17 protein-coding genes are annotated in these 19,947 nt (G+C 35.9%); 6 read left to right on the forward strand and 11 right to left on the reverse strand.

The genetic code is table 11. The annotated features are described in order from the left end of the window. Positions 1-361: 361 nt before the first annotated feature. From ACQKP0_RS00975 to ACQKP0_RS00985, 3 genes are read left to right on the forward strand one after another with little or no spacing between them, the layout of a single operon-like run. Positions 362-1,525, forward strand: a complete 1,164-nt coding sequence (locus ACQKP0_RS00975; RefSeq protein ID WP_427403938.1) for an NAD(P)/FAD-dependent oxidoreductase — start codon at positions 362-364, stop codon at positions 1,523-1,525. A 58-nt stretch (positions 1,526-1,583) separates the two neighbouring features. Then, entirely contained in the window at positions 1,584-2,549 is a 966-nt protein-coding gene (locus ACQKP0_RS00980) for an ornithine cyclodeaminase family protein (RefSeq protein ID WP_427403939.1), read from the forward strand. A 41-nt stretch (positions 2,550-2,590) separates the two neighbouring features. Continuing rightward, positions 2,591-4,060, forward strand: a complete 1,470-nt coding sequence (locus tag ACQKP0_RS00985) for a sodium/proline symporter (RefSeq protein ID WP_427403940.1) — start codon at positions 2,591-2,593, stop codon at positions 4,058-4,060. A gap of 87 nt (positions 4,061-4,147) precedes the next feature. On the opposite strand, the gene ACQKP0_RS00990 is transcribed toward ACQKP0_RS00985, so the two are convergent. Both ACQKP0_RS00990 and ACQKP0_RS00995 read right to left on the reverse strand, forming a co-directional pair. Further along, entirely contained in the window at positions 4,148-5,737 is a 1,590-nt protein-coding gene (locus tag ACQKP0_RS00990; protein WP_427403941.1) for a Na+/H+ antiporter NhaC family protein, read from the reverse strand. Between the two features lie 498 nt (positions 5,738-6,235). Further along, positions 6,236-7,564 carry a polysaccharide biosynthesis protein gene (locus ACQKP0_RS00995; RefSeq protein ID WP_427403942.1) on the reverse strand — a complete coding sequence of 443 codons (1,329 nt, stop codon included), beginning with the start codon at positions 7,562-7,564 and terminating at the stop codon, positions 6,236-6,238. 193 nt (positions 7,565-7,757) lie between these two features. Here ACQKP0_RS00995 and ACQKP0_RS01000 point away from each other — a divergent pair, with 193 nt between their 5' ends. Then, positions 7,758-8,342, forward strand: a complete 585-nt coding sequence (locus tag ACQKP0_RS01000) for a biotin transporter BioY (protein ID WP_427403943.1) — start codon at positions 7,758-7,760, stop codon at positions 8,340-8,342. Between the two features lie 105 nt (positions 8,343-8,447). On the opposite strand, the gene map is transcribed toward ACQKP0_RS01000, so the two are convergent. Further along, a complete protein-coding gene (gene map, locus ACQKP0_RS01005) occupies positions 8,448-9,191 on the reverse strand; it encodes a type I methionyl aminopeptidase (protein ID WP_427403944.1) in 744 nt (247 codons plus the stop codon). Positions 9,192-9,568: 377 nt separating this feature from the next. Between map and ACQKP0_RS01010 the strand changes: the two genes are divergently transcribed. Beyond that, the gene (locus ACQKP0_RS01010; protein WP_427403945.1) at positions 9,569-10,015 is read left to right on the forward strand and encodes a C40 family peptidase; all 447 of its coding nucleotides are present in this window, start codon (positions 9,569-9,571) and stop codon (positions 10,013-10,015) included. 60 nt (positions 10,016-10,075) lie between these two features. On the opposite strand, the gene abc-f is transcribed toward ACQKP0_RS01010, so the two are convergent. From abc-f to ACQKP0_RS01030, 4 genes are all read right to left on the reverse strand, one after another. Continuing rightward, complete coding sequence (gene abc-f, locus ACQKP0_RS01015) at positions 10,076-11,956, reverse strand: ribosomal protection-like ABC-F family protein (protein WP_427403946.1); 1,881 nt, start codon at positions 11,954-11,956, stop codon at positions 10,076-10,078. Positions 11,957-12,324: 368 nt separating this feature from the next. Beyond that, entirely contained in the window at positions 12,325-12,459 is a 135-nt protein-coding gene (locus tag ACQKP0_RS01020; RefSeq protein WP_427403947.1) for an RAxF-45 family protein, read from the reverse strand. Between the two features lie 102 nt (positions 12,460-12,561). Beyond that, positions 12,562-13,512 (reverse strand): Gfo/Idh/MocA family protein, encoded by a 951-nt coding sequence (locus ACQKP0_RS01025; protein WP_427403948.1) that lies wholly within the window; start codon positions 13,510-13,512, stop codon positions 12,562-12,564. Between the two features lie 58 nt (positions 13,513-13,570). Beyond that, positions 13,571-14,104 (reverse strand): RNA polymerase sigma factor, encoded by a 534-nt coding sequence (locus tag ACQKP0_RS01030; RefSeq protein ID WP_427403949.1) that lies wholly within the window; start codon positions 14,102-14,104, stop codon positions 13,571-13,573. Between the two features lie 429 nt (positions 14,105-14,533). Between ACQKP0_RS01030 and ACQKP0_RS01035 the strand changes: the two genes are divergently transcribed. Further along, a complete protein-coding gene (locus ACQKP0_RS01035; RefSeq protein WP_427403950.1) occupies positions 14,534-16,090 on the forward strand; it encodes an ABC-F family ATP-binding cassette domain-containing protein in 1,557 nt (518 codons plus the stop codon). 350 nt (positions 16,091-16,440) lie between these two features. Here ACQKP0_RS01035 and ACQKP0_RS01040 read toward each other — a convergent pair whose 3' ends face one another. The 4 genes from ACQKP0_RS01040 to ACQKP0_RS01055 all read right to left on the reverse strand — a co-directional run bounded on the left by ACQKP0_RS01040 (position 16,441) and on the right by ACQKP0_RS01055 (position 19,841). Next, a complete protein-coding gene (locus ACQKP0_RS01040; protein ID WP_427403951.1) occupies positions 16,441-17,502 on the reverse strand; it encodes a DUF4097 family beta strand repeat-containing protein in 1,062 nt (353 codons plus the stop codon). After that, positions 17,499-18,056 (reverse strand): DUF1700 domain-containing protein, encoded by a 558-nt coding sequence (locus tag ACQKP0_RS01045; protein WP_427403952.1) that lies wholly within the window; start codon positions 18,054-18,056, stop codon positions 17,499-17,501. The genes ACQKP0_RS01040 and ACQKP0_RS01045 overlap by 4 nt, the downstream gene beginning before the upstream one ends. Next, the gene (locus tag ACQKP0_RS01050; RefSeq protein ID WP_427403953.1) at positions 18,043-18,372 is read right to left on the reverse strand and encodes a PadR family transcriptional regulator; all 330 of its coding nucleotides are present in this window, start codon (positions 18,370-18,372) and stop codon (positions 18,043-18,045) included. The genes ACQKP0_RS01045 and ACQKP0_RS01050 overlap by 14 nt, the downstream gene beginning before the upstream one ends. A gap of 329 nt (positions 18,373-18,701) precedes the next feature. Beyond that, on the reverse strand, positions 18,702-19,841 hold the full coding sequence (locus tag ACQKP0_RS01055) for a DEAD/DEAH box helicase (RefSeq protein ID WP_427403954.1): 1,140 nt from the start codon (positions 19,839-19,841) through the stop codon (positions 18,702-18,704). Between the last annotated feature and the right edge of the window lie 106 nt (positions 19,842-19,947).

Here is a 19,947-nt window from a genome sequence, read left to right on the forward strand (position 1 = left end):
TCGGCGTACGGATTTTGTAGTCTTCGACTGAGATAAAGGAAACACGGTGAGGGACGAGACGATGTTGACTTATCGTAGGGAGGAGACGGAGAAATTCGCTAGCCGATAGGCGCTGAAGCTAGACACTACGAAAAGCGGAAGCGCCTTGATCATCGGCGTACGGATTTTGTAGTCTTCGACTGAGATAAAGGAAACACGGTGAGGGACGAGCCGATGTTGACTTATCGTAGGGAGGAGACGGAGAAATTCGCTAGCCGATAGGCGCTGAAGCTAGACACAGAAGACACTTTTCATGTCTAATATCCTTAGTAAATTTTATGCTTTCTTACCTTTTAAAAAATTTTTTTCGAGGGGGATTCTTGTGAAAAGCGCTGATATTATCATTGTCGGTGGTGGAGTGATGGGTTCTAGTACAGCCTACTCACTTAGAAAAATAGGTTATAACGGAAAAATACTTGTTTTCGAAAAAGATCCAATTTACGAATTTTCCTCCACTTCTCGTAGTGCAGGAGGAATTCGACAATTATATACAACAGACATTAATATTCAGATAAGCCGTTACAGTTTGCAAGTATATAAAAGCTTCCCCACAACTATGGCAATAGATGGAGAACCTGCAGAGATCAACTTCCGCCAACGTGGCTATTTATTCTTAGGAACAAACGATATGATGACTTCACTAGCAAAACAAAAAACTCTTCAAAACAAATATGGTGTTCCATCTGAAGTATTAACCGCACAGGAATTAATCGACATTATCCCTGAACTTAATATCCAAGACTTAGCAGGTGGATTATACTGCCATGAAGATGGATATTTAGATCCCTACTCTGTGATGCAAGGTTATAGAAAAAATGCTCAAAAACTTGGAGTTGAATACATTTCGGAAGAAGTAGAAACCATTTTAACAGAGCAAAACAAAGTAACCGGTATTCGTTTAGTTAATGGGGAAATTTATCAAGCTCCGTTGGTGATTAATTGTGCTGGTGCATGGGGTGTTTATTTAAGTGATAAAATCGGAATACCATTACCGGTTTACCCTTTGAAACGACAAATTTTTCAATTTGATACATCCATTCCTTTAAAAAAACAATTACCACTTACAGTTGATCCGACAGGAGTTTATTTCCGCCATGAAGGTGATAAAATATTAACCGGGTTCTCTGAAGAAACAGAACCTGGCATTGATTTCACTGTCAAGCGTTCACTATTTTATGATGATATGTGGCCTATTTTAGCAAGTCGGATTCAAAATTTCGAAAGTGTTAAACTAACATCTGGATGGGCAGGATTATACAGCTTTAATTCCGCTGATCATAATGCAATCATCGGAGGCCACCCATATATGAAAGGTTATTATATGGCATTAGGATTTAGTGGTCATGGTATGCAGCAAGCACCTGGAGTCGGACAAGGTTTAGCAGAATTAATCTATTACGGAAAATATGAAAATATCGATTTCACCCCACTTCGTTACGAAAGATTTGCAGAGAATGATCTAGTTTTAGAAGATGCAATCGTTTAAATATAGTTAATGGCGCTTCTCCTAAGCGCCTAATTCTAAACAAGGAGGCCTGATCTCTGTGCTAGTATTAAATGAACAAGATATTCTTCGCACTATTTCAATGGAAGATATGATTGACACAATTGAACATGCTTATATGCTTTATGAAAACGAACAATATGAGATGCCTTTAAGAAGTCACATTTCTGATCACGAAAATACGTATTTATTAATGCCTTGTGTAGCTGACCATACTATTGGGATAAAAATTGTAAGCGTTTTCCCTAATAATTACGAATTCCCTGTCACCCAAGGTATCATCATTTTGACTGATCGAAAGAATGGTGCAACAAAAGCAATACTAAATGGGACACTCTTAACGGGTCTGAAAACAGGTGCAGTAAGTGGAGCAGCTATCAAATACTTATCTACGAAAAGCGCAAAAACTGTTGGCCTAATCGGTACCGGTTACCAAGGACTTTATCAATTAATCGCTACATGTACCGTTCGTGATATACAAGATATTTACTTGTATAATCGAACTTCATCTAAACTACCATCATTTATTGATACACTAAAAAATCATCTTAAACCAAATGTGCAAATTCATATTACAGATAATACATTGGAGTTAGTTAAACAATCTGAAATCATTATTACATCTACATCCGCTCATGATCCTGTTTTACCGAATATAAGCAATATTTATAATGGCAAGCTTATTGTTGGAATCGGTTCATATCAACCTCATATGCGAGAATTCCCTGAAAGCCTCTATATGAATCTAGAAAATTTATTCATTGATACTCATGATGCAAAACACGAAACGGGTGATATCATCGATCCTATAAATAACCAATGGCTGAATGAATCACAAGTTATCTCTTTTTCTAAAGTTGTCACTCAAAGAGTAAAGCCAGTATTAACGAATAGTTGTCCTACAGTGTTTAAGTCAACAGGCATGGCTCTATTTGATCTTACTTGTGCTAATGCTATATATACAAAAGCAATTGAACAACAAATTGGAACATTTATTAAGCTATAAATTTTAAATATTCTTTTATTGTTCAAAAGGGGATGAATCATTTGCACACTATTATAATGGTCGAATTTATTCTTTATATCGTATTCATGCTAGTAATAGGGTATTTATTTAGTAGACGGGATATGGGGCATTCAGATTTCCTTCTTGGTGGTAAAAAACTGCCTGGTTGGGCATTGGCTTTTTCAGAAAGAGCAACTGGTGAATCTGCCTGGCTGCTATTAGGATATACCGGATTTGTTTTCGCAACTGGCTTATCAGGGATTTGGGTAGCAATGGGGATTTCCTTAGGAATTATCTTCTCCTGGTTATTTTTAGCCAAACGATTTATGAATGATGCAAATGAATATAAAGTTCTAACCCTACCCGGTTATTTAGCAAAGAGGTTTGGAATTCACGGTAAAATTATTCTGTGGATATCAACGATTCTCATTTTAAGTTTCATGATGTTCTATTTTGGTGCGCAAATAGCAGGTGCTGGAAAAACTCTTTACACAGTTTTCAATATCAATACAACTATTGGAATGATTATTAGTATTACGATTGTAATTATTTTATCGTACGCTGGCGGATTCATTAGTGTCGTTTGGACAGATATGATTCAAAGCATTATGATGCTAATTACACTTGTTGTCCTACCAATTGTTGCACTTTTCCATATATACACAGGGGATTTGTCAATAAGTCATGCGCTACGTACTTCAAGCCCAACCATAAATTCCTGGACAGGGGGAGTAACTGGCTTTGCTCTAGGATTGTTATTATTTAATAATTTCGCCTGGTTTTTTGGCTTTCTTGGAGGACAGCCGCAGCTTAGCTCGCGATTCATGGCTTTAAAAAATAAGAAAGAAGCAAAAACAGGCAGTATCGTCGCAATCGTTTGGACGTTTATGGCATATAGTGGTGCCTTCTTAATTGGCATAACCGCTCTCACCCTTTACCAAAATCATCATTTTGCAGATGTTGAAACCATTTTGCCATATATGGTGATCGATCTCCTTCCACCCTGGATTGCAGGTATATTACTTGCTGGGATACTTGCAGCCATCATATCAACAGCGGATTCACAGCTTCTAGTCATCACGAGCTCTGTCAGCGAGGATATTGTTCGTCATGCATTGGGTAGAAATTTAACTGAAAAACAACTTGTCAAAATATCCAGAATTACAATTATCCTTGCCGGATTATTAGGGCTTTTCATTGCCCTCACCTCAAAATCGTTAGTATATCTCGTTGTCAGTTGGGCATGGGCCGGTGTTGGATGTACATTATCACCAGCCATCATACTTACATTTATTTGGAAACGATATTCAGGGGTAGGTGTTATTGCCACCATTATTTCTGGTTTTATCAGCACGGTAATCTGGATATCAACACCACTAGATGCTATCATTAGTTCTCGATTCACGACATTCTTCATCGCCGCTACTTTCGGAATTGTATTCAGCCTTTTGTTCCCTGAGAAAAAGAAAATCCGTAAAAGCGTAGATCAGATTGAAGAGGTAATTGTGTGAGAGGAAATAAATCATCATACAACTGAAATAGTTTATTAATAAAAACTGACCCAAATTTAGACTGGGTCAGTTTTTCATTATCTATCCCTATACTTTGCCAACAATATCATTTTCGTCTATTGGAATTTTCGCTTTCTTTTTCATGAGTATTGTGAACATTAAAAGGAGTACAATTACCGACACAAAGCCTGCAATGGTACTGCTCGTTATCCCAATAACTAAATAGCCAATACCTGCCATTCCTGCAGCTAATAGAGCATAAGGTAACTGAGTCATAACATGGTCAATATGATTGCTTCCTGCTCCTGTTGAGGAAAGAATAGTTGTATCAGATATTGGTGAACAATGGTCTCCAAACACAGCTCCAGCTAAAACCGCTGCCATTGTTGGGAGTATGATTGACACATCAGTCACTGCAGAAATTTCTCCTGCGATAGGCAAAAGAATTCCAAATGATCCCCATGAGGTTCCCGTAGCAAATGCGATTATACCTGCAATGACAAACATGGCAAATGGCAAAAATGCTACATTCATATTCGAGTTTTTGACGAGTCTAGCTAAATATTTACCAGTTTCTAGTTGTCCAATTAAATCAACGATAATCCAAGCAAATATAAGAATTAATATTGCAGGAACCATTGATTTAACTCCTTCTTTTATCCCTGTAAAAAAGAGCTTAGGCTCCACCGTCTTTTTCTTTAAGCTATGGTGAAAAAAGAAAGCAAGAGTAACAACTAGACCAACTATCCCTCCATAAAATAGTGATTTCGCTACATCCGCATTTTCAAAGATTGTCATTAAATTTTTACTACCGTCTGATGCAGAAGATCCCGTCCAAAGCATCATAATAACTGTTGCAATAATTAATGTAATAAGCGGCCAGATTAAACTTCCAACTGTACCTTTATCGCTAATCGGAATTTTCCCTTTTAACTCCCCAGGGGCAGTTTTATTTGGATCATAGACATGTCCAGTAGTAATAGCACGTTCCTCATGAGTTTTCATTGGGCCAAAATCAACCCCGCGTATAGCTATGATAAACACAAGCGCCAATGCAGCCCAAACATAGAGATTCATAGGAATCATTTGCAAAAATGCAGATAATGGAGCAATATCTGATATCCCATGTGAGATCAGTACTGAGCCTATGATTCCAATAATGTAAGCACCCCAACTCGATATAGGTGCTATTACACATACAGGTGCGGACGTTGAATCAATGATATAGGCTAACTTTGCTCTTGATACACGATGTAAATCTGTTATTGGCCTTGATACCTGACCAACCGCTAATGCATTAAAATAATCATCGATGAAAATAACAATTCCAAAAATTGCAGCCATGATTTGAGCTCCTGCCCTTGTTTTCACACGTTTCATTGCCCATTCACCAAAAGCACGAGTTCCACCAATAATCGTTATGAAGGCGGTTACAACACCTAGTATAATGACAAACAATTCCATGAAAATATTCCAATCATTTAGTTTTCCGTCTGCCCAAAAAATTACTTTTACCGCTTCCCATAAAATAGAGAGTGTATCTAAAATATTTCCTTGCGCCAACAATAAAGCTGCGGCAACGATCCCTACTCCAAGTGATAATAGCACCTTTCTAGTAATAATAACCATCAATATAGCTAATAGTGGCGGCAATAGCGAATAAATCGTATTCTCCATTTTCTCCTCCTTCACAGAAAAGCGCAAGCGCCTTGCTCATCAACGTACGGACTGGGAAAATTGGCAGTAAAATTTTCCTTGGAGGGACTTCGACTGAGATAAAGGAAACTCTTTGGGAGCCCTAGAGAGGGCGAATCGATGTTGACTTATCGTAGGGAGGAGTCCTGAAGTACGCTAGTCGATAGGCGCTGGAGCTAGACACAGCAGACACTTTTCATGTCTAATATCCTTAGTAAATTTTATGCTTTCTTACCTTTAAACAGAGTATTACTGCTTATATCTTTTCAACCTCCCTTTTTCATAATTTTTACCATTAATATTTTCGGATTATTCCATATAATCTGAATTTATTATAATTATCCTTTGTACAGTCTGTCAAATTCATTCTGAGTTTCTAATATTTTTTGTACTTGTATATAGACGTTGTTAAAGTGATTGATTTACTGATAAAGTTCTATATTTTCAACCTATGATTTAGCAAATTCTAAAGCACCATTTTTAGTACAACTCTTTAACCGGCTTTCTAAATATTAATGTCACACCTATTTTCCTGCATACCGTTACATAATGCATCAACATAATCAAAAGGGCTCCCGTATTCATGCCGAGAATAATTCCAATCATATTAAAATGCTGGTTAGATCCTAAAATGTACATCATGACAAACATAACAATCGTTGACCATACAAAATGGAGAAGTGTGTCCTTGATTAATCCAATTCCAATTAAAAAAGCTTGCAACGGAATGGTAAAGAAATGAAATAAGAAATAAGGCCAGAGCATTTGTAAATAAAGCGGTGCTATATCAGAAGCAAAAAACATATGGGTCAATGGCTCGGCAAATACATGAAAAATTATGATGGCAGGAATTCCGTAAATAAATGTCATCAGAATAATTTGCTGCAACAGGCTGCGTAATTTTCCAAAATCCTTTTTTGCATAGGCTTCTGATACAGTCGGTATTAATACAGTGGAAAGGGAATGAGCAATAAATGCGGGAAAAAAGCCGATACTGAAGGCCACACCTGTTAAAAGTCCAAAATGTTCAATCGCCATTGTGCCAGAGAATCCCGCTTTCATTAAGGCGGCTTTTATTAGAAAAGGCTGTATTGCATGGGTAACCGAATGAGATATTCGCATTCCAGTTGTAGGCAGGGATACAGCCATCAAACTTTTCCGAACCGATTTGCCTGTTAGCTTCACATTATTTTTATTTTTAATATATCTAAATTGAAGAAAGAATGTATGTATTAAAAATAAGAAAACAATCAATTCACTCCCAACAAATGTACATAGTGCAATAAATATTGCCTTGTCCATTTCGAACTGAAATAATCTATAAACAATAACAAGTAAGCCTAATTGAACTATCCTTCTTAAAAAGTTAGCCGTTGCAATTTTTCCCATTTGCTGCACACCCATGAAGTATCCTCTCGCAACTGAAGAGAAGGAAATGAGTGGAATTAACACAATGACCAGTCCCCGTATATAAGGATGATAATGATTAAAAACTGGTAGAATAGGCAGGATTATAAGTGATAATACAACTAATACAATGGTAAATAACACGGCAAACCGAATTGCATGCTGGAGCATACTAAAATGATATTTATCTTCCTTTTCAGCAATAAATTTTGAGATCGATACGGGCAATTCCATACTCGCCAAAACAACAATGAAGAAAATAACTGGCAGGATAGACATGTACAAACCCATCCCAACTTCACCAAGCTCATTCGCCAGCACCATATTTATAAAAAATTCAACACATTCACCAACAAATGCCACAATAGCTAACAGAAACGTCCCCTTAAAAAACGTAGTCATACTGTCTCTCCTATTCAAGTAAAACTCGATCAATAATAAAAGATATGAGACAAGTCTAGAAAATATTTTTAAAGTGGGGAAATCTTTAGGAAAAAATATCTCCCCTTATTAATGTTAACTAAAAATAAAATCAGGTTGACATTTCTTCTTAATTTCTATTATTCTGTTACTATAAACTTGAAAGGGGATTTTTATGAAATTTAGGGCAATCGATATTTGTTATGTAGGTTTGTTTACTGCTTTTATGATGATTGGTGCTAATATAACTTCACTAGTTCCGTTTATGGTCATAGGCGGGGTACCAATTACGTTACAAACCTTCTTCGCAATTCTTGCAGGGGCAGTTCTTGGCAGTCGATTAGGAGCAATATCGATGCTTGTTTATGCCATTGTCGGATTAGCAGGCGCTCCAGTTTTTGCTAGATTCAGTGGTGGGATTGGTGAATTTTTAAGTCCATCATTCGGATTTATTATTTCATTTATTTTTACGAGCTATTTCGTTGGGAAAATTATTGAAAAAAATCAGCATTTATATGTATATTTTATCGCTTCGATTGTAGGGTTAATCACCAATTATTTTATCGGTACGAATTGGATGTTCTTTGCTTATAAAGTTTGGGCTGCTGCCCCTGAAGGATTTACATATAAAATGGCGTGGCTATGGATGGCTTTGCCGCTTCCTAAAGATATTATTCTTTCCTTATTTGCAGGATGGATGGCCTATCGACTTCATAAAACAGTGAAGATTAATAGCTTTGTAAATCAGCCAAAAGTATAAATTAAGGAAGTACAGGCTTCTTGATTACTCAAGAGGAAAACATGTAAAAAGGGAACACATCTATTTTGAATGTGTTCCCTTTTGCATTATCTCTATTCCTAACTTTTACAGGGTTAATATAATCGGTTTGTCCTTCGTTACAACAACTGTATGTTCTACCTGGGCTACCAAACTGCCATCCGATGTTTTATATGTCCATCCATCCCCCATTTCAACTACTTCTTCTGCACCAGTAGAAATAAATGGTTCAAAGGCAATGACCATACCTTCCTTAAGTAAATCATTGTCCCAAGGCTCATAATAATTCATAATATAATCAGGCTTTTCATGAAGTGCCCGTCCAACTCCATGCCCAGTTAAGTTCATAATCACCGTGAAGCCGCTTCTTTTTGCCTCGTTCATAACTGCTTTCCCTATTTGATTTTGCTTTGTACCTGCTTTTATTTTTTCTAATCCTTTTTGGAATGCTCTCTCGGCACAATCACATAACTCTTTTATTTCAGGAGTAGACTCACCAACGACAAAGGATATACCGGTGTCCGCATAATATCCATTCAAGGATCCTGATACATCAATATTAACAAGATCCCCTTTCTGGATCACTCGATCCCCTGGAATGCCATGGGCGACTTCATCATTCACACTTATGCATGTATATCCCGGAAAGTCATACTCACCTTTTGGCCCAGATATGGCTCCATGACTTTTAAATAATTCGCCTGCTCGTTCATCTAATTCCTTTGTTGTAACGCCAGGCTTTGTTTGGCTTTTGAGTTCATCTCGAATCAACGCTACTATTTTCCCTATTTTTTTTAAACCATCCAAGTCTTTTTCATCTTTAACAATCATGCTATCTTCCCTTTCAAAAATTGACATAGTCTTATTTTATTATACATTTTTGTTTTCTCAAAGATTGTTGAAATTTCTTACAGTATGAATACTAATCGACCTTTGGTTTTATATTTTTCCCCAAATGAAGTATTTCTTCGAAAAGTGCATGATTAAGAAAAAAGCCTCATAAAGAAAAAAGTATTTATAATCCAAAATTACTCCACTATCTTTCAAAATATCCTCGTAATTACCACAAAAATACAAAAAAATCCGTTCGAAAGGATTAGTTTTGTAATATTTCTGTAATATTTGTTTAAAGTAACTGTAAAAAATATTTCGACAATTATCTGTTATATTATCATTAATAGACAATAAATGACTGAGGTGGCCTATTAATGAAACGTATCGCATCCCTAATTTTAGTAATGATTTTTGGAATCACTCTATTTCTACCAGTTCAATCTGCAAGTGCTGCTTATTCAGCTACAAATGTTGTTAAAGAAGCAAAAAAACATATTGGAACACCGTATAAATGGGGTGGCGTTACTCCAAGTGGGTTTGACTGCTCAGGGTTTGTCTACTATTCTTTTAAACAAAATGGAACAAGCTTGCCTCACTCATCATCTGCTATGTATCAGAAGGGTAAAAAGGTAAGCAAAACAAAATTACAACCTGGTGATCTAGTATTCTTCAATACTGATAATAAAGGTAAAGGTATTACCCACGTTGCGATTTACATAGGTCAGAACCAAGTTATTCATTCAGTAGGTCGGGGAGTTAAAATAGACAGCCTTAATAGTTCGTATTGGAAATCGAACTATGTAGGGGCAAAAAGATTATAGGAAATTAAAGCAGCGATATTCGCTGCTTTTTTTGTTTCTATATATATTGACGATATATCATTAAAAAAGTTTCACCTCAGAGTTCAGTATTTGTTCGAGTAATTCGTATTTTTTATTTCGCTGTATTTCAAAGTCCTTTTTTTCAACTTGTAATGCTTGGATTTTTTCAGAGTCAATAGCTTCTTTTTCTAACGCTTGAATTACCCATTCTAGTTTTGCTTCGATTTCTTCAATTTTTGCTTCTAAATCCTCAATTTTCACATCATCAGTTTTCTTCATGGATAGTTTTTCTACCTTTATTGGAATATCCTTTGATTTGTTTTGTCTCAATTCTTTCATTTTATCCTTTGCCCAATTATAATCACCGTTAAACATGTACACAGATTGATCTTCAATCCAATATATTTTTTTGAAAAGTCGATTGAGGAAATAACGGTCATGGGATACTGCCAGAATCGTTCCATTAAATTCCTCGAGTGCCTCTTCTAATACTTCTCTTGAATCTATATCTAAATGGTTGGTTGGTTCATCTAAAATAAGAAAATTAATATCCTGGTGCATAAGCTGCGCTAATCGTAGACGCATCCTTTCCCCTCCGCTTAACTGATTAACTTTCCTAAACACAGAATGTCCATAGAAAAGGAACTTGGCTAATATATGTCTAGCATCTCCTTCTGTTACACTAATTTCATTACGGAACGTATCAATAACTGTTTCGACGGAAGAGTCATCAAATGTATGCTGTGATAAATAACCTATCTTTAAATTACTCCCTAGAACTGCCTCTCCATTATCTGGCTCTGTTTGATTTAACATTATCTTCAACAAAGTTGATTTTCCGGTTCCATTTTCCCCAATAATCGCTGCACGTTCAAGATATTGAATATGCATATTTACATGTTTAAATAGATTCTTGTTAGAAAACCCTTTGGATACATCGATTAACTTCACCACATCTTTTCCACTTCGATCACCTGCTTCGAAGTCAACATTTATTTTTTTTCGTTCCAAAATCGGTCGATCGATTTTATTCATTCTTTCCAATGCTCTTTCCATATTTCTTGCCCGCTTATGCAGTCCTTCATTCGGTGGATTCGCTCGATTCGCCCATTCCTTCAATCGTTTAATAGCTTCCTTCATTTTCTTGATTTTTTTCTGCTGCTCCTGATATGCTTGAAACTCCTGTAAAAGTCTTTCTTCTTTTTCTTTTACAAAACCTGTAAAATTCGTTTTGTATACTTGAACCTCTCCATCTTCTAAATCGACAACCTGATTTACGACTTCATCTAAGAAATATCGATCATGTGAAATCACTACAACAGTACCTTGATACTCTTTTAAATACATACCAAGCCATTCAATTGCTTGTAAATCAAGATGATTGGTCGGTTCATCAAGCAATAATAACTGAGGATTTTGTAATAAAATCTTACCCAATCCTACCTTCGTTTTTTCACCACCACTTAATGAGGAAAAGGGCTGCTGTAATAATGTAGAAATTTGCAAGCCATTCGCAACACGTTCGAGGCCAGAATCTATTTCATAACCACCCAGTCGTAAAAATTGTTCCTGTAACTCCCCATACTTTTGAATATCACTTTCATTACTATCTATTGCCATTTTCTCCTCAAGTTCTTTCATTTGCACTTCAATATCTAATAAAATTTGAAATGCTGATCTTAACACTTCCCTCACTGTTTGATCATTTTGATTGTCTGGAATCTGTGATAAATAACCGACTATATATCCTTTTTTCCAATGTATTTGACCAGTATCTGGAGTGTCTATTCCAGATAAAAGCTTCATTAATGTTGATTTTCCACAACCATTTCTACCAACCAGACCAATCCGATCTTTATCCTGGATTTCAAGACTTAAATCTTTAAAAATTACATTTCCACCATAAGATTTACCTATTTTATTTACGCTACAAATAATCATCAACAACCATTCCCTTCAAAAAGATAGAAAAGCGCGGGGCGCCGCAGCTCTAGCGTACGGATGAGTGAAATTTGAAGTGCCAATTTCACCTTCGTAGTCTTCGACTGAGATAAAGGAAACACGGCGAGGTAGCTCATGAGCCGATGCCCGCTTATCGTAGGGAGAAGACGAAGAAATCCGCTAGTCGATAGGCGCCTGTAGCTAGACAAATGAAAAAAGCCATAGGAAATAAAATCTCCTATGGCTTAAAAAATTGTAAATTCGAATTCAGGACAAAAAGCTTATTTCCTTTTTAGTCCATAAAAAAAGAGAGCTAGAGCCCTCCCTTAATAAACCGAACTTATATTATAAGTGGGTATAGAGATTTCTCACCGTTTTTCTTTCCATATGAAGTTGCTAAAAATGGGCAGACCTGTCCCGTTAGCAGCTCCAACATGAAAAATCGCACGGCAAATGTAAATGTATTCCATCCATTGCCCGCGAACTAAAACGGCATTATTCATCTCTTCCCCACCTCCTTTAATAATATGTAATTATATTCTAAAATTTTTCAGAATCATTTGCAAGTATTATTTATAAAGTAGATTTTCCAAAACTGGTTTATTTTATTCAGATTGTAACAGCTGTTCTAATACTTTTTGAATATTAAAGCCTTCTTTGAATGTGACAAGACGAGCTGCTTGACCATTCATTCCCTTTATGATTTCACTGATTAAATCTCGATGCTCATTATTTTCTGGAACTTCAATTGCAAAAGGAGCTTTGTCATACATCTCACCTTCGAGTTGACTCCAGTTTTTTAATGCAATTGTTCCTTTGTCACCATAGATTTTAAATGAAATCTCTTCCTTTTTGCCGATACCGCTTAGCCCATCAATTAATAAAGGGACTCCATTTTGCAATTCCATTCTTGCAATAATGCTCGTTTCACAATCGGTTAGATTACTAGGATAGTTAATGTATGTTTTTATATTTTTAGCATCGCCGAATATATCAAGGATTAGCTGTAAATAGTGCGGTGTTATTTCTCGAATAAAACCTCCTTGCTCTCTTCCGGCGATCCATGGGTTCTGCTGCCACGCACGCGGCCATGTTGGGAAATGCATTTTTAATTCAATTCTTTTTACTTCACCGATTGTCTTGCCTGTTACTCGATTCTTTAATTCATTTACGGCATCACTATAGGCTAGTGGAAGATTGATTGCATGTACGACTCCAGCATGTTCAACTGCTTCCAACATTTCTTTCGCTTCATGATATGAATTAGCCAACGGCTTTTCACATAGCACATGCTTCCCAGCATTTGCCGCATCTAATACAATTTGATGATGGAATTTTGGCGGAACAGCAACATATACTAGATCAATAGATGGATTTGCTAGTAAATCTTTATACTCATCGTATAATTCTACCTCTTCTAATTCAGCTTTGATCTTGCTCAAGCGATCAGTATTTGAGTCACAAATGGCCGCGACCATTGTTTTTGGATGAAGAATAAATTGTTTTAATAAACGTTCTCCAATAGCACCTAATCCGATGATTCCTACACTTACCATTCATTACACCTACTTTGAATATTTTTTCTATTCAAAGCATATAGTCAAATCTCATAAATTACAATACCCCAGCTACTTTTCTGCGCAAACGTTCCTTTCCTCTTTTTAAATGGGTCTTTACAGTAGATAATGGCATAGAGGTCCGTTTCGAGATGTCCTTCATGCTGCAATCATGGAAATAATATAATAATAATGACTGTTGGTACCTGCTTGGAAGTTCATCAATCTTTTTTAACAGCTCTTCCTGTAAGCTTTTCTCAAGTACTTTTTTTTCGGTATCGTCTTGAATATCAATTTGTTCAAATGTATCTTTTTTCTCTTCGATATATCGTTGTTGCACGTTTTGTTTTTTCCACTCGTCTTTACACTTATTTAAAGCGATCTTGTATAACCAGTTTTTAAATGAAGAACGATACTCAAAGGAGTCGTAGCCGATAAATGCAGATAGTAGCGTTTCTTGATAAATATCCTCTGCAATCTCCCATTGCTTCATCAATGAATAAATATAGTTTAGTAGTGCCTTTCCATGATTTTTCACGAATAATTCTATATCTACTATTTTTTGTTGTTCTTTATTTAAAACTATTTCCATTTTAGTTGTCTCTCCCTAATAATTTACTTAACTTTTTTTCATTATATAGATCCTTTTTTAAAAGAAACGAAATAGTTTCTTAAATTTACCTTAAATTTTTTCTTAGAAACCTTTAATTTAAATTTTTTTCCCTATTTTAATTAACGAAAAAAAACTTTTTATCCCTACAGTTCGTTACATAATTTATATTTTTCACTTTTAACTATTTTCTAAAGACAAATCATACTCCTTAAATGGAAGAATAGACTCCGTCTTAAGTCTTAAAACCGTTTAAGGCTGGAGGTCGTTTTTGGGTTTTGACGTTATCAGATACGATTAACGACAATTTTTTCTAATGATATTATTTGAAAAACTACTTCATTCTTACTTTTGGATTAGTTATAATTTTTATATGTGTGTAAAGAATATTACTGAAAAAGGTGTATATAAATGAGTATTTTATCGGTTAAAGGTCTCAGTCACGGTTTTGGTGACCGCGCAATTTTTAATGATGTATCATTTCGATTATTAAAAGGGGAACATATTGGTCTTATCGGTGCAAATGGTGAAGGAAAATCTACATTTATGAATATCATTACCCGTAAACTTCAGCCTGATGAAGGAAAAGTAGAGTGGGCAAAAAAAGTACGAGTTGGGTATTTGGATCAGCATGCCGTTCTGAAAAAAGGGATGAGTATGCGAGACGTACTCAAAGGCGCCTTCCAATATTTATTCGATCTTGAAACAGAGATGAATGGTCTTTATGAGAAAATGGGAGATGCAACACCTGAGGAACTAGAAAAAATGTTAGAAGATGTCGGGACTATTCAAGACATTTTAACAAATAATGATTTCTACGTGATCGATGCAAAGGTTGAGGAGATTGCACGCGGGCTTGGACTTGATGATATCGGGCTTGAACGCGATGTTCAGGATCTAAGTGGTGGTCAGAGAACGAAGGTCCTCCTAGCAAAGCTCTTACTTGAGAAGCCTGATATTTTGCTTCTTGATGAGCCGACAAACTATTTGGATGAACAGCATATCGAATGGCTAAAGCGTTATTTACAGGAATATGAAAATGCCTTTATCTTAATTTCTCATGATATTCCATTTTTAAATAGTGTAATCAATTTAATTTATCATATGGAAAATCAAGAGCTTAATCGCTATGTCGGTGACTATGATGATTTCATGAAAGTGTATGAAATGAAGAAGCAGCAATTAGAATCCGCCTATAAAAAGCAGCAGCAAGAGATATCTGAGCTTAAAGATTTTGTTGCAAGAAATAAAGCTAGGGTCTCTACCAGAAATATGGCGATGTCCCGCCAGAAAAAGCTTGATAAGATGGAAGTTATTGAACTTGCACAAGAAAAACCGAAGCCAGAGTTCCGTTTTAAAGAAGGACGTACATCTGGAAAAGTTATTTTTGAAGCAACCGATTTAGTAATTGGATATGATGAACCACTATCAAAACCGCTCAATCTTCGAATGGAACGCGGTCAAAAAATTGCTTTAGTCGGTGCAAACGGAATTGGAAAAACAACATTACTAAAAAGTATCTTAGGGGAAATTAAACCAATTTCAGGTTCTGTTGAGCTCGGTGATTATCTATTAACTGGTTATTTCGAACAAGAAGTGAAACAATCAAACTATAATACTTGCATTGAAGAGGTATGGAATGAGTTTCCATCGTATACACAATATGAAGTTCGTGCCGCACTTGCAAAATGTGGATTAACAACAAAACATATTGAAAGTAAGGTTGAAGTCCTTAGTGGTGGGGAAAAAGCAAAAGTCCGTCTTTGTAAATTAATTAACAAAGATACCAATATCCTTGTTCTCGATGAGCCGACCAACCATCTTGACGTCGATGCGAAAGATGAATTGAAACTTGCCCTTCAATCCTATAAAGGCAGTGTACTGATCATCTGCCATGAGCCGGAATTCTACCAAGATGTAGTAACCGACGTGTGGAATTGTGAAAACTGGACAACGAAAGTCTTTTAATAAGGCTCTTTTCGTATAAATTGTTGTTTTTAGACTATAAACTTAGTCCGTTGATTTCCGCTCCAGACACTTGCTTTCCGCGGGGAGGGATGGGAGCCTCCTCGGCGTTACCGCCTGCGGGGTCTCCCACTTCCCTCTTTTTCCCGCAGGAGTCAAGTGCCCTCCGCTACAATCAACTCAGATTGTTAATAAAATATCACTAAAAAAGCAACAAACTTTACGAAAACTGCCTTTATTAAACAGCTGACTCTTTGAGGGTCAGCTGTATTTTTTTAGTGGATCAAGTTTATAATTATATGCATGAAAAAGCAGCAAGTACCTACTTGTTGCTTTTTCAATAAATTTCAATTTCACCTAAGTTCAAAATCACCTGATGAAGTTCTTACTTTCAGTTGAATTTTACCTGATCCTATTTTTCCAACCATATCATGCTCAGATTTTTCTGTATAGGTAGCCCCGATAACATTAACATCCCCCACTCCAGAACTACCTTTAAAATCAAATGTAAACGGAATTGATTTTTGCTTAGTCTTTATTTTTACTCCCCCGCTAGTCGTTTCTATATCCGTATTTCCAATTTGTTCATTTGGTCCAATTTCAATATCGCCTGAGCTCGCATTCGCGATGATTGTTCCACTTATGTCATCAATATCTATTGTTCCTGATGTAGCTGAAATTTTAGAGTCCTTTGCAGATAATTGCTGAATATTAATATCACCGCTAGTAGATTTCATTGTTACTTTTTCAGCTTCGTTGTTTGTAGCTTGAACTTTCCCACTTGTTACATGAATAGAAAAATTCTTCGCTGCTCTTCCATTATCAGAAGTGATATCTCCACTAGTTGCTTTAAGTGACATATTATTAGCTCGATTTTTTATAGCCTTAATTTGGCCGCTTGTCGCTTCAATAGATAAATCATTGTTTACTTCGCCATCTTCAATTTTTATATCCCCAGAAGTTGATTGGATAGTAGCATTATCCGCTTGAAAATCTGTAATAGTTAATTTCCCTGAAGATGTTTTAACATTCAATGTCTGATACATTTTTTCAGGTAACTTAACATTCAATTTAATACTTTTATAAAATGTAAGTCCCCAGTTAATTTTTTGTTCAACCTTAATTAGCAGTACGCCATTATCTTTTTCAACCTTAAGCTTGTATTCACCCTTTTTCCTTTTTGTTTCTTTCCCCATTAATTCGATTTGAACATCCTTGCCATTTGTTTTTTCTACCACTAAATCCGTAGAGGCAGAATTTATTTTAATGTCATTTATTTCATTACTACTGATCGATTTTTTTTCTGACCATTCAACAGGATTGAACAAAGACCCTTTATAAAAATAAAGAGTTGAAACTGTGCCAATCAGCCCTATTACTAGCAGTATCAAAGCTCCAGTAACCATTTTTTTCATGAGGATTTCCCACCTTTAATTATTTTCAAATTGAATTTAATGTAACGAAGAATAATATTATAAAAGAATTTTCCGACAGTGATCATGGCAATACTTAGTAGTAATCCAAGAGCACATAAAACAATTGAGATAAAGAATTGAAGCATAAAATCTTCAAACCCTGAAAAGAAAATTGATATTACAGCTAATAGCGGTGATATAGTTAGAACAAATGCAGTCACACATAGTCCAAAATATACCCCTATCAGTCCAATAATTGGCCCTAGAAGAAAAACGATATTGAAGAAGCTTAGGCTTATCGTAGCAAGCATTGCTCGAGTAATATTTGGTAAAGAGTGATTTGCTTCTGCCGCATTGATTCGGTAGTCGGCAATTAAATCTTTAGCAATCATTTGTGGATCACCTAATTCCAATACCACTTCTTCTTCACTTTTTCCACTTTCTAACCCTATCGTAAAATGCTCTTCAAAATCATAAAGCATATCTTTACGGTCACGTTCTGGAACTTTTGAGAGATTGCTCTCTAATTCTTTTAAGAACTCAGTTCTCCCCATTTTCCATCCCCTCCTTTATAAATTGATCAACAGCTTCGGAAAATTGCCGCCATTCACTAATTAATCTAAACATATAATCGAAACCTTTCTTTGTAATCGAATAATATTTTCTCGGTGGACCTTCTGTCGATTCCAATAGATAGGTTGTTAAGAGGTCATCCTTGGTTAACCTCCTTAACAATGGATAAAGTGTGCCTTCCGCTACAGTAATTTTACTGGAAATATTTTGCGCCAACTCGTATCCATATTGATCCTTCTTTGAAATTAATATTAAAACGCAAAGCTCCAAAACACCTTTTTTAAATTGAACATTCAAGGAACCCACCTCCTATAAATCAATACTAACTACTATACATTATTCAGTACTGTTGGCTATATCATACCTTACACTACTGAACATTGCAAGGTACTGATTAAAAAAAGGCTGTTTTCCCAAAAAATGTTGCATTTTCGTACAAGATGTAAAAATCCTATCACCAATTGGCTTCGGGGAATCTTATCTTAGAAAGGTGCTTCTTCCTAAATGTTTTGATACAGGTGATTAAGATTTTCACTTTAAAAGCAACAAGGAGGAAATGTACTTTTTTCCTCAAAAAGTTTAAGAAAAGAGCCTAAAAAAAATAGCAGCACCCATAAGAGTGCCTGCTATTCTCGACTATCTACTATTTCCCCTGCAAATAAATACTTTTGAGTAACTGGAACTTCAATTTCTCGGCAAAATTGCTTTAGTTTCCGTTCTTCTCTTTGTGTTACTATGGATATTACTGTTCCCGATGTTGAACCTAGTCTGCCAGTTCTGCCTGAACGGTGAGTATATTGTGAAACATTTTCAGGTAAGTCAAAATGGATCACAAATGGCAGGTTTGCAATGTCTAAGCCTCTTGCTGCTACCTCAGTTGTTAATAGTAATGAGTGTTCTCCTGTCTGAAGCCGATTAATCGCTTTTGCTCTAGCTTCCTTTTTTAGCTCGCTATGTAATTCTCCTACCGAATGTCCTTTAAATTTCATTTTTTCTGTTAGTACATTCAGCTTTCCGATATCATTCAAAAATACAAGGGCTTTCATCGAATTTACTCTATCTAGCTTACTTAAAATATCAATTTTTTCTCTTTCCTCACACACAAAATATATATGCTCAACTTTCCCGCTGTTTTCGGAAGTTTTTACCTGAATCGTTTCTGGATTCTTCATTAATTTTTGAGCCGTTTGAATTGTATGATCCTGAAGTGTTGCAGAAAATAAAATTAATTGTCGTTCACTCAATGTCGATTTGATAATTCCTGAGATCGTTTGCATATATTCTGGTGTAATAAGTTGATCCCCTTCATCTAGAACGATAGATTTTACCTCATGCATTTTTACTTTTTTTTGCTTAATTAACTCGAATATTCTGCCAGGTGTTCCGACAATAATTTGTGGTCTCTTTTTTAATTTTTCCAGCTGCCGCTTCACATTTGCTCCACCAATAAAGGAGGCTGCCTGAATACTGCTGCCAACTGCCCAGGTTTGAATTTCCTGCAGAATTTGCATGACTAATTCCCTTGAAGGTGCAATGATGACTGCTTGTATATTTTTATTTCCTTCATTAATTTTTTCTAATAAAGGGAGTACATATGCTAAAGTTTTTCCGGTACCAGTCGGTGAGCTAGCCACCACATCCTTGCCTTCTAAAATAAGAGAAGCAGTCTCCTTTTGTATGGCAGTTGGATCTTCAAATCCTGCTTTACTCCATGCTTCTTGAAAATGAGGTTTTAACCCTGATAAAAATGGCCATTTACTAGTCATAATACACTCCTTATACCTATTTGAGGCGTCCCATTGATTGAGTTTCACCTTATCATACACTAGATAAGCTTTACATGACAAACTTGTGTTCAATGGGACTTTGTGA

The organism is Heyndrickxia sp. NPDC080065, assembly GCF_050281185.1.
GTDB lineage: Bacteria > Bacillota > Bacilli > Bacillales > Bacillaceae_C > Heyndrickxia.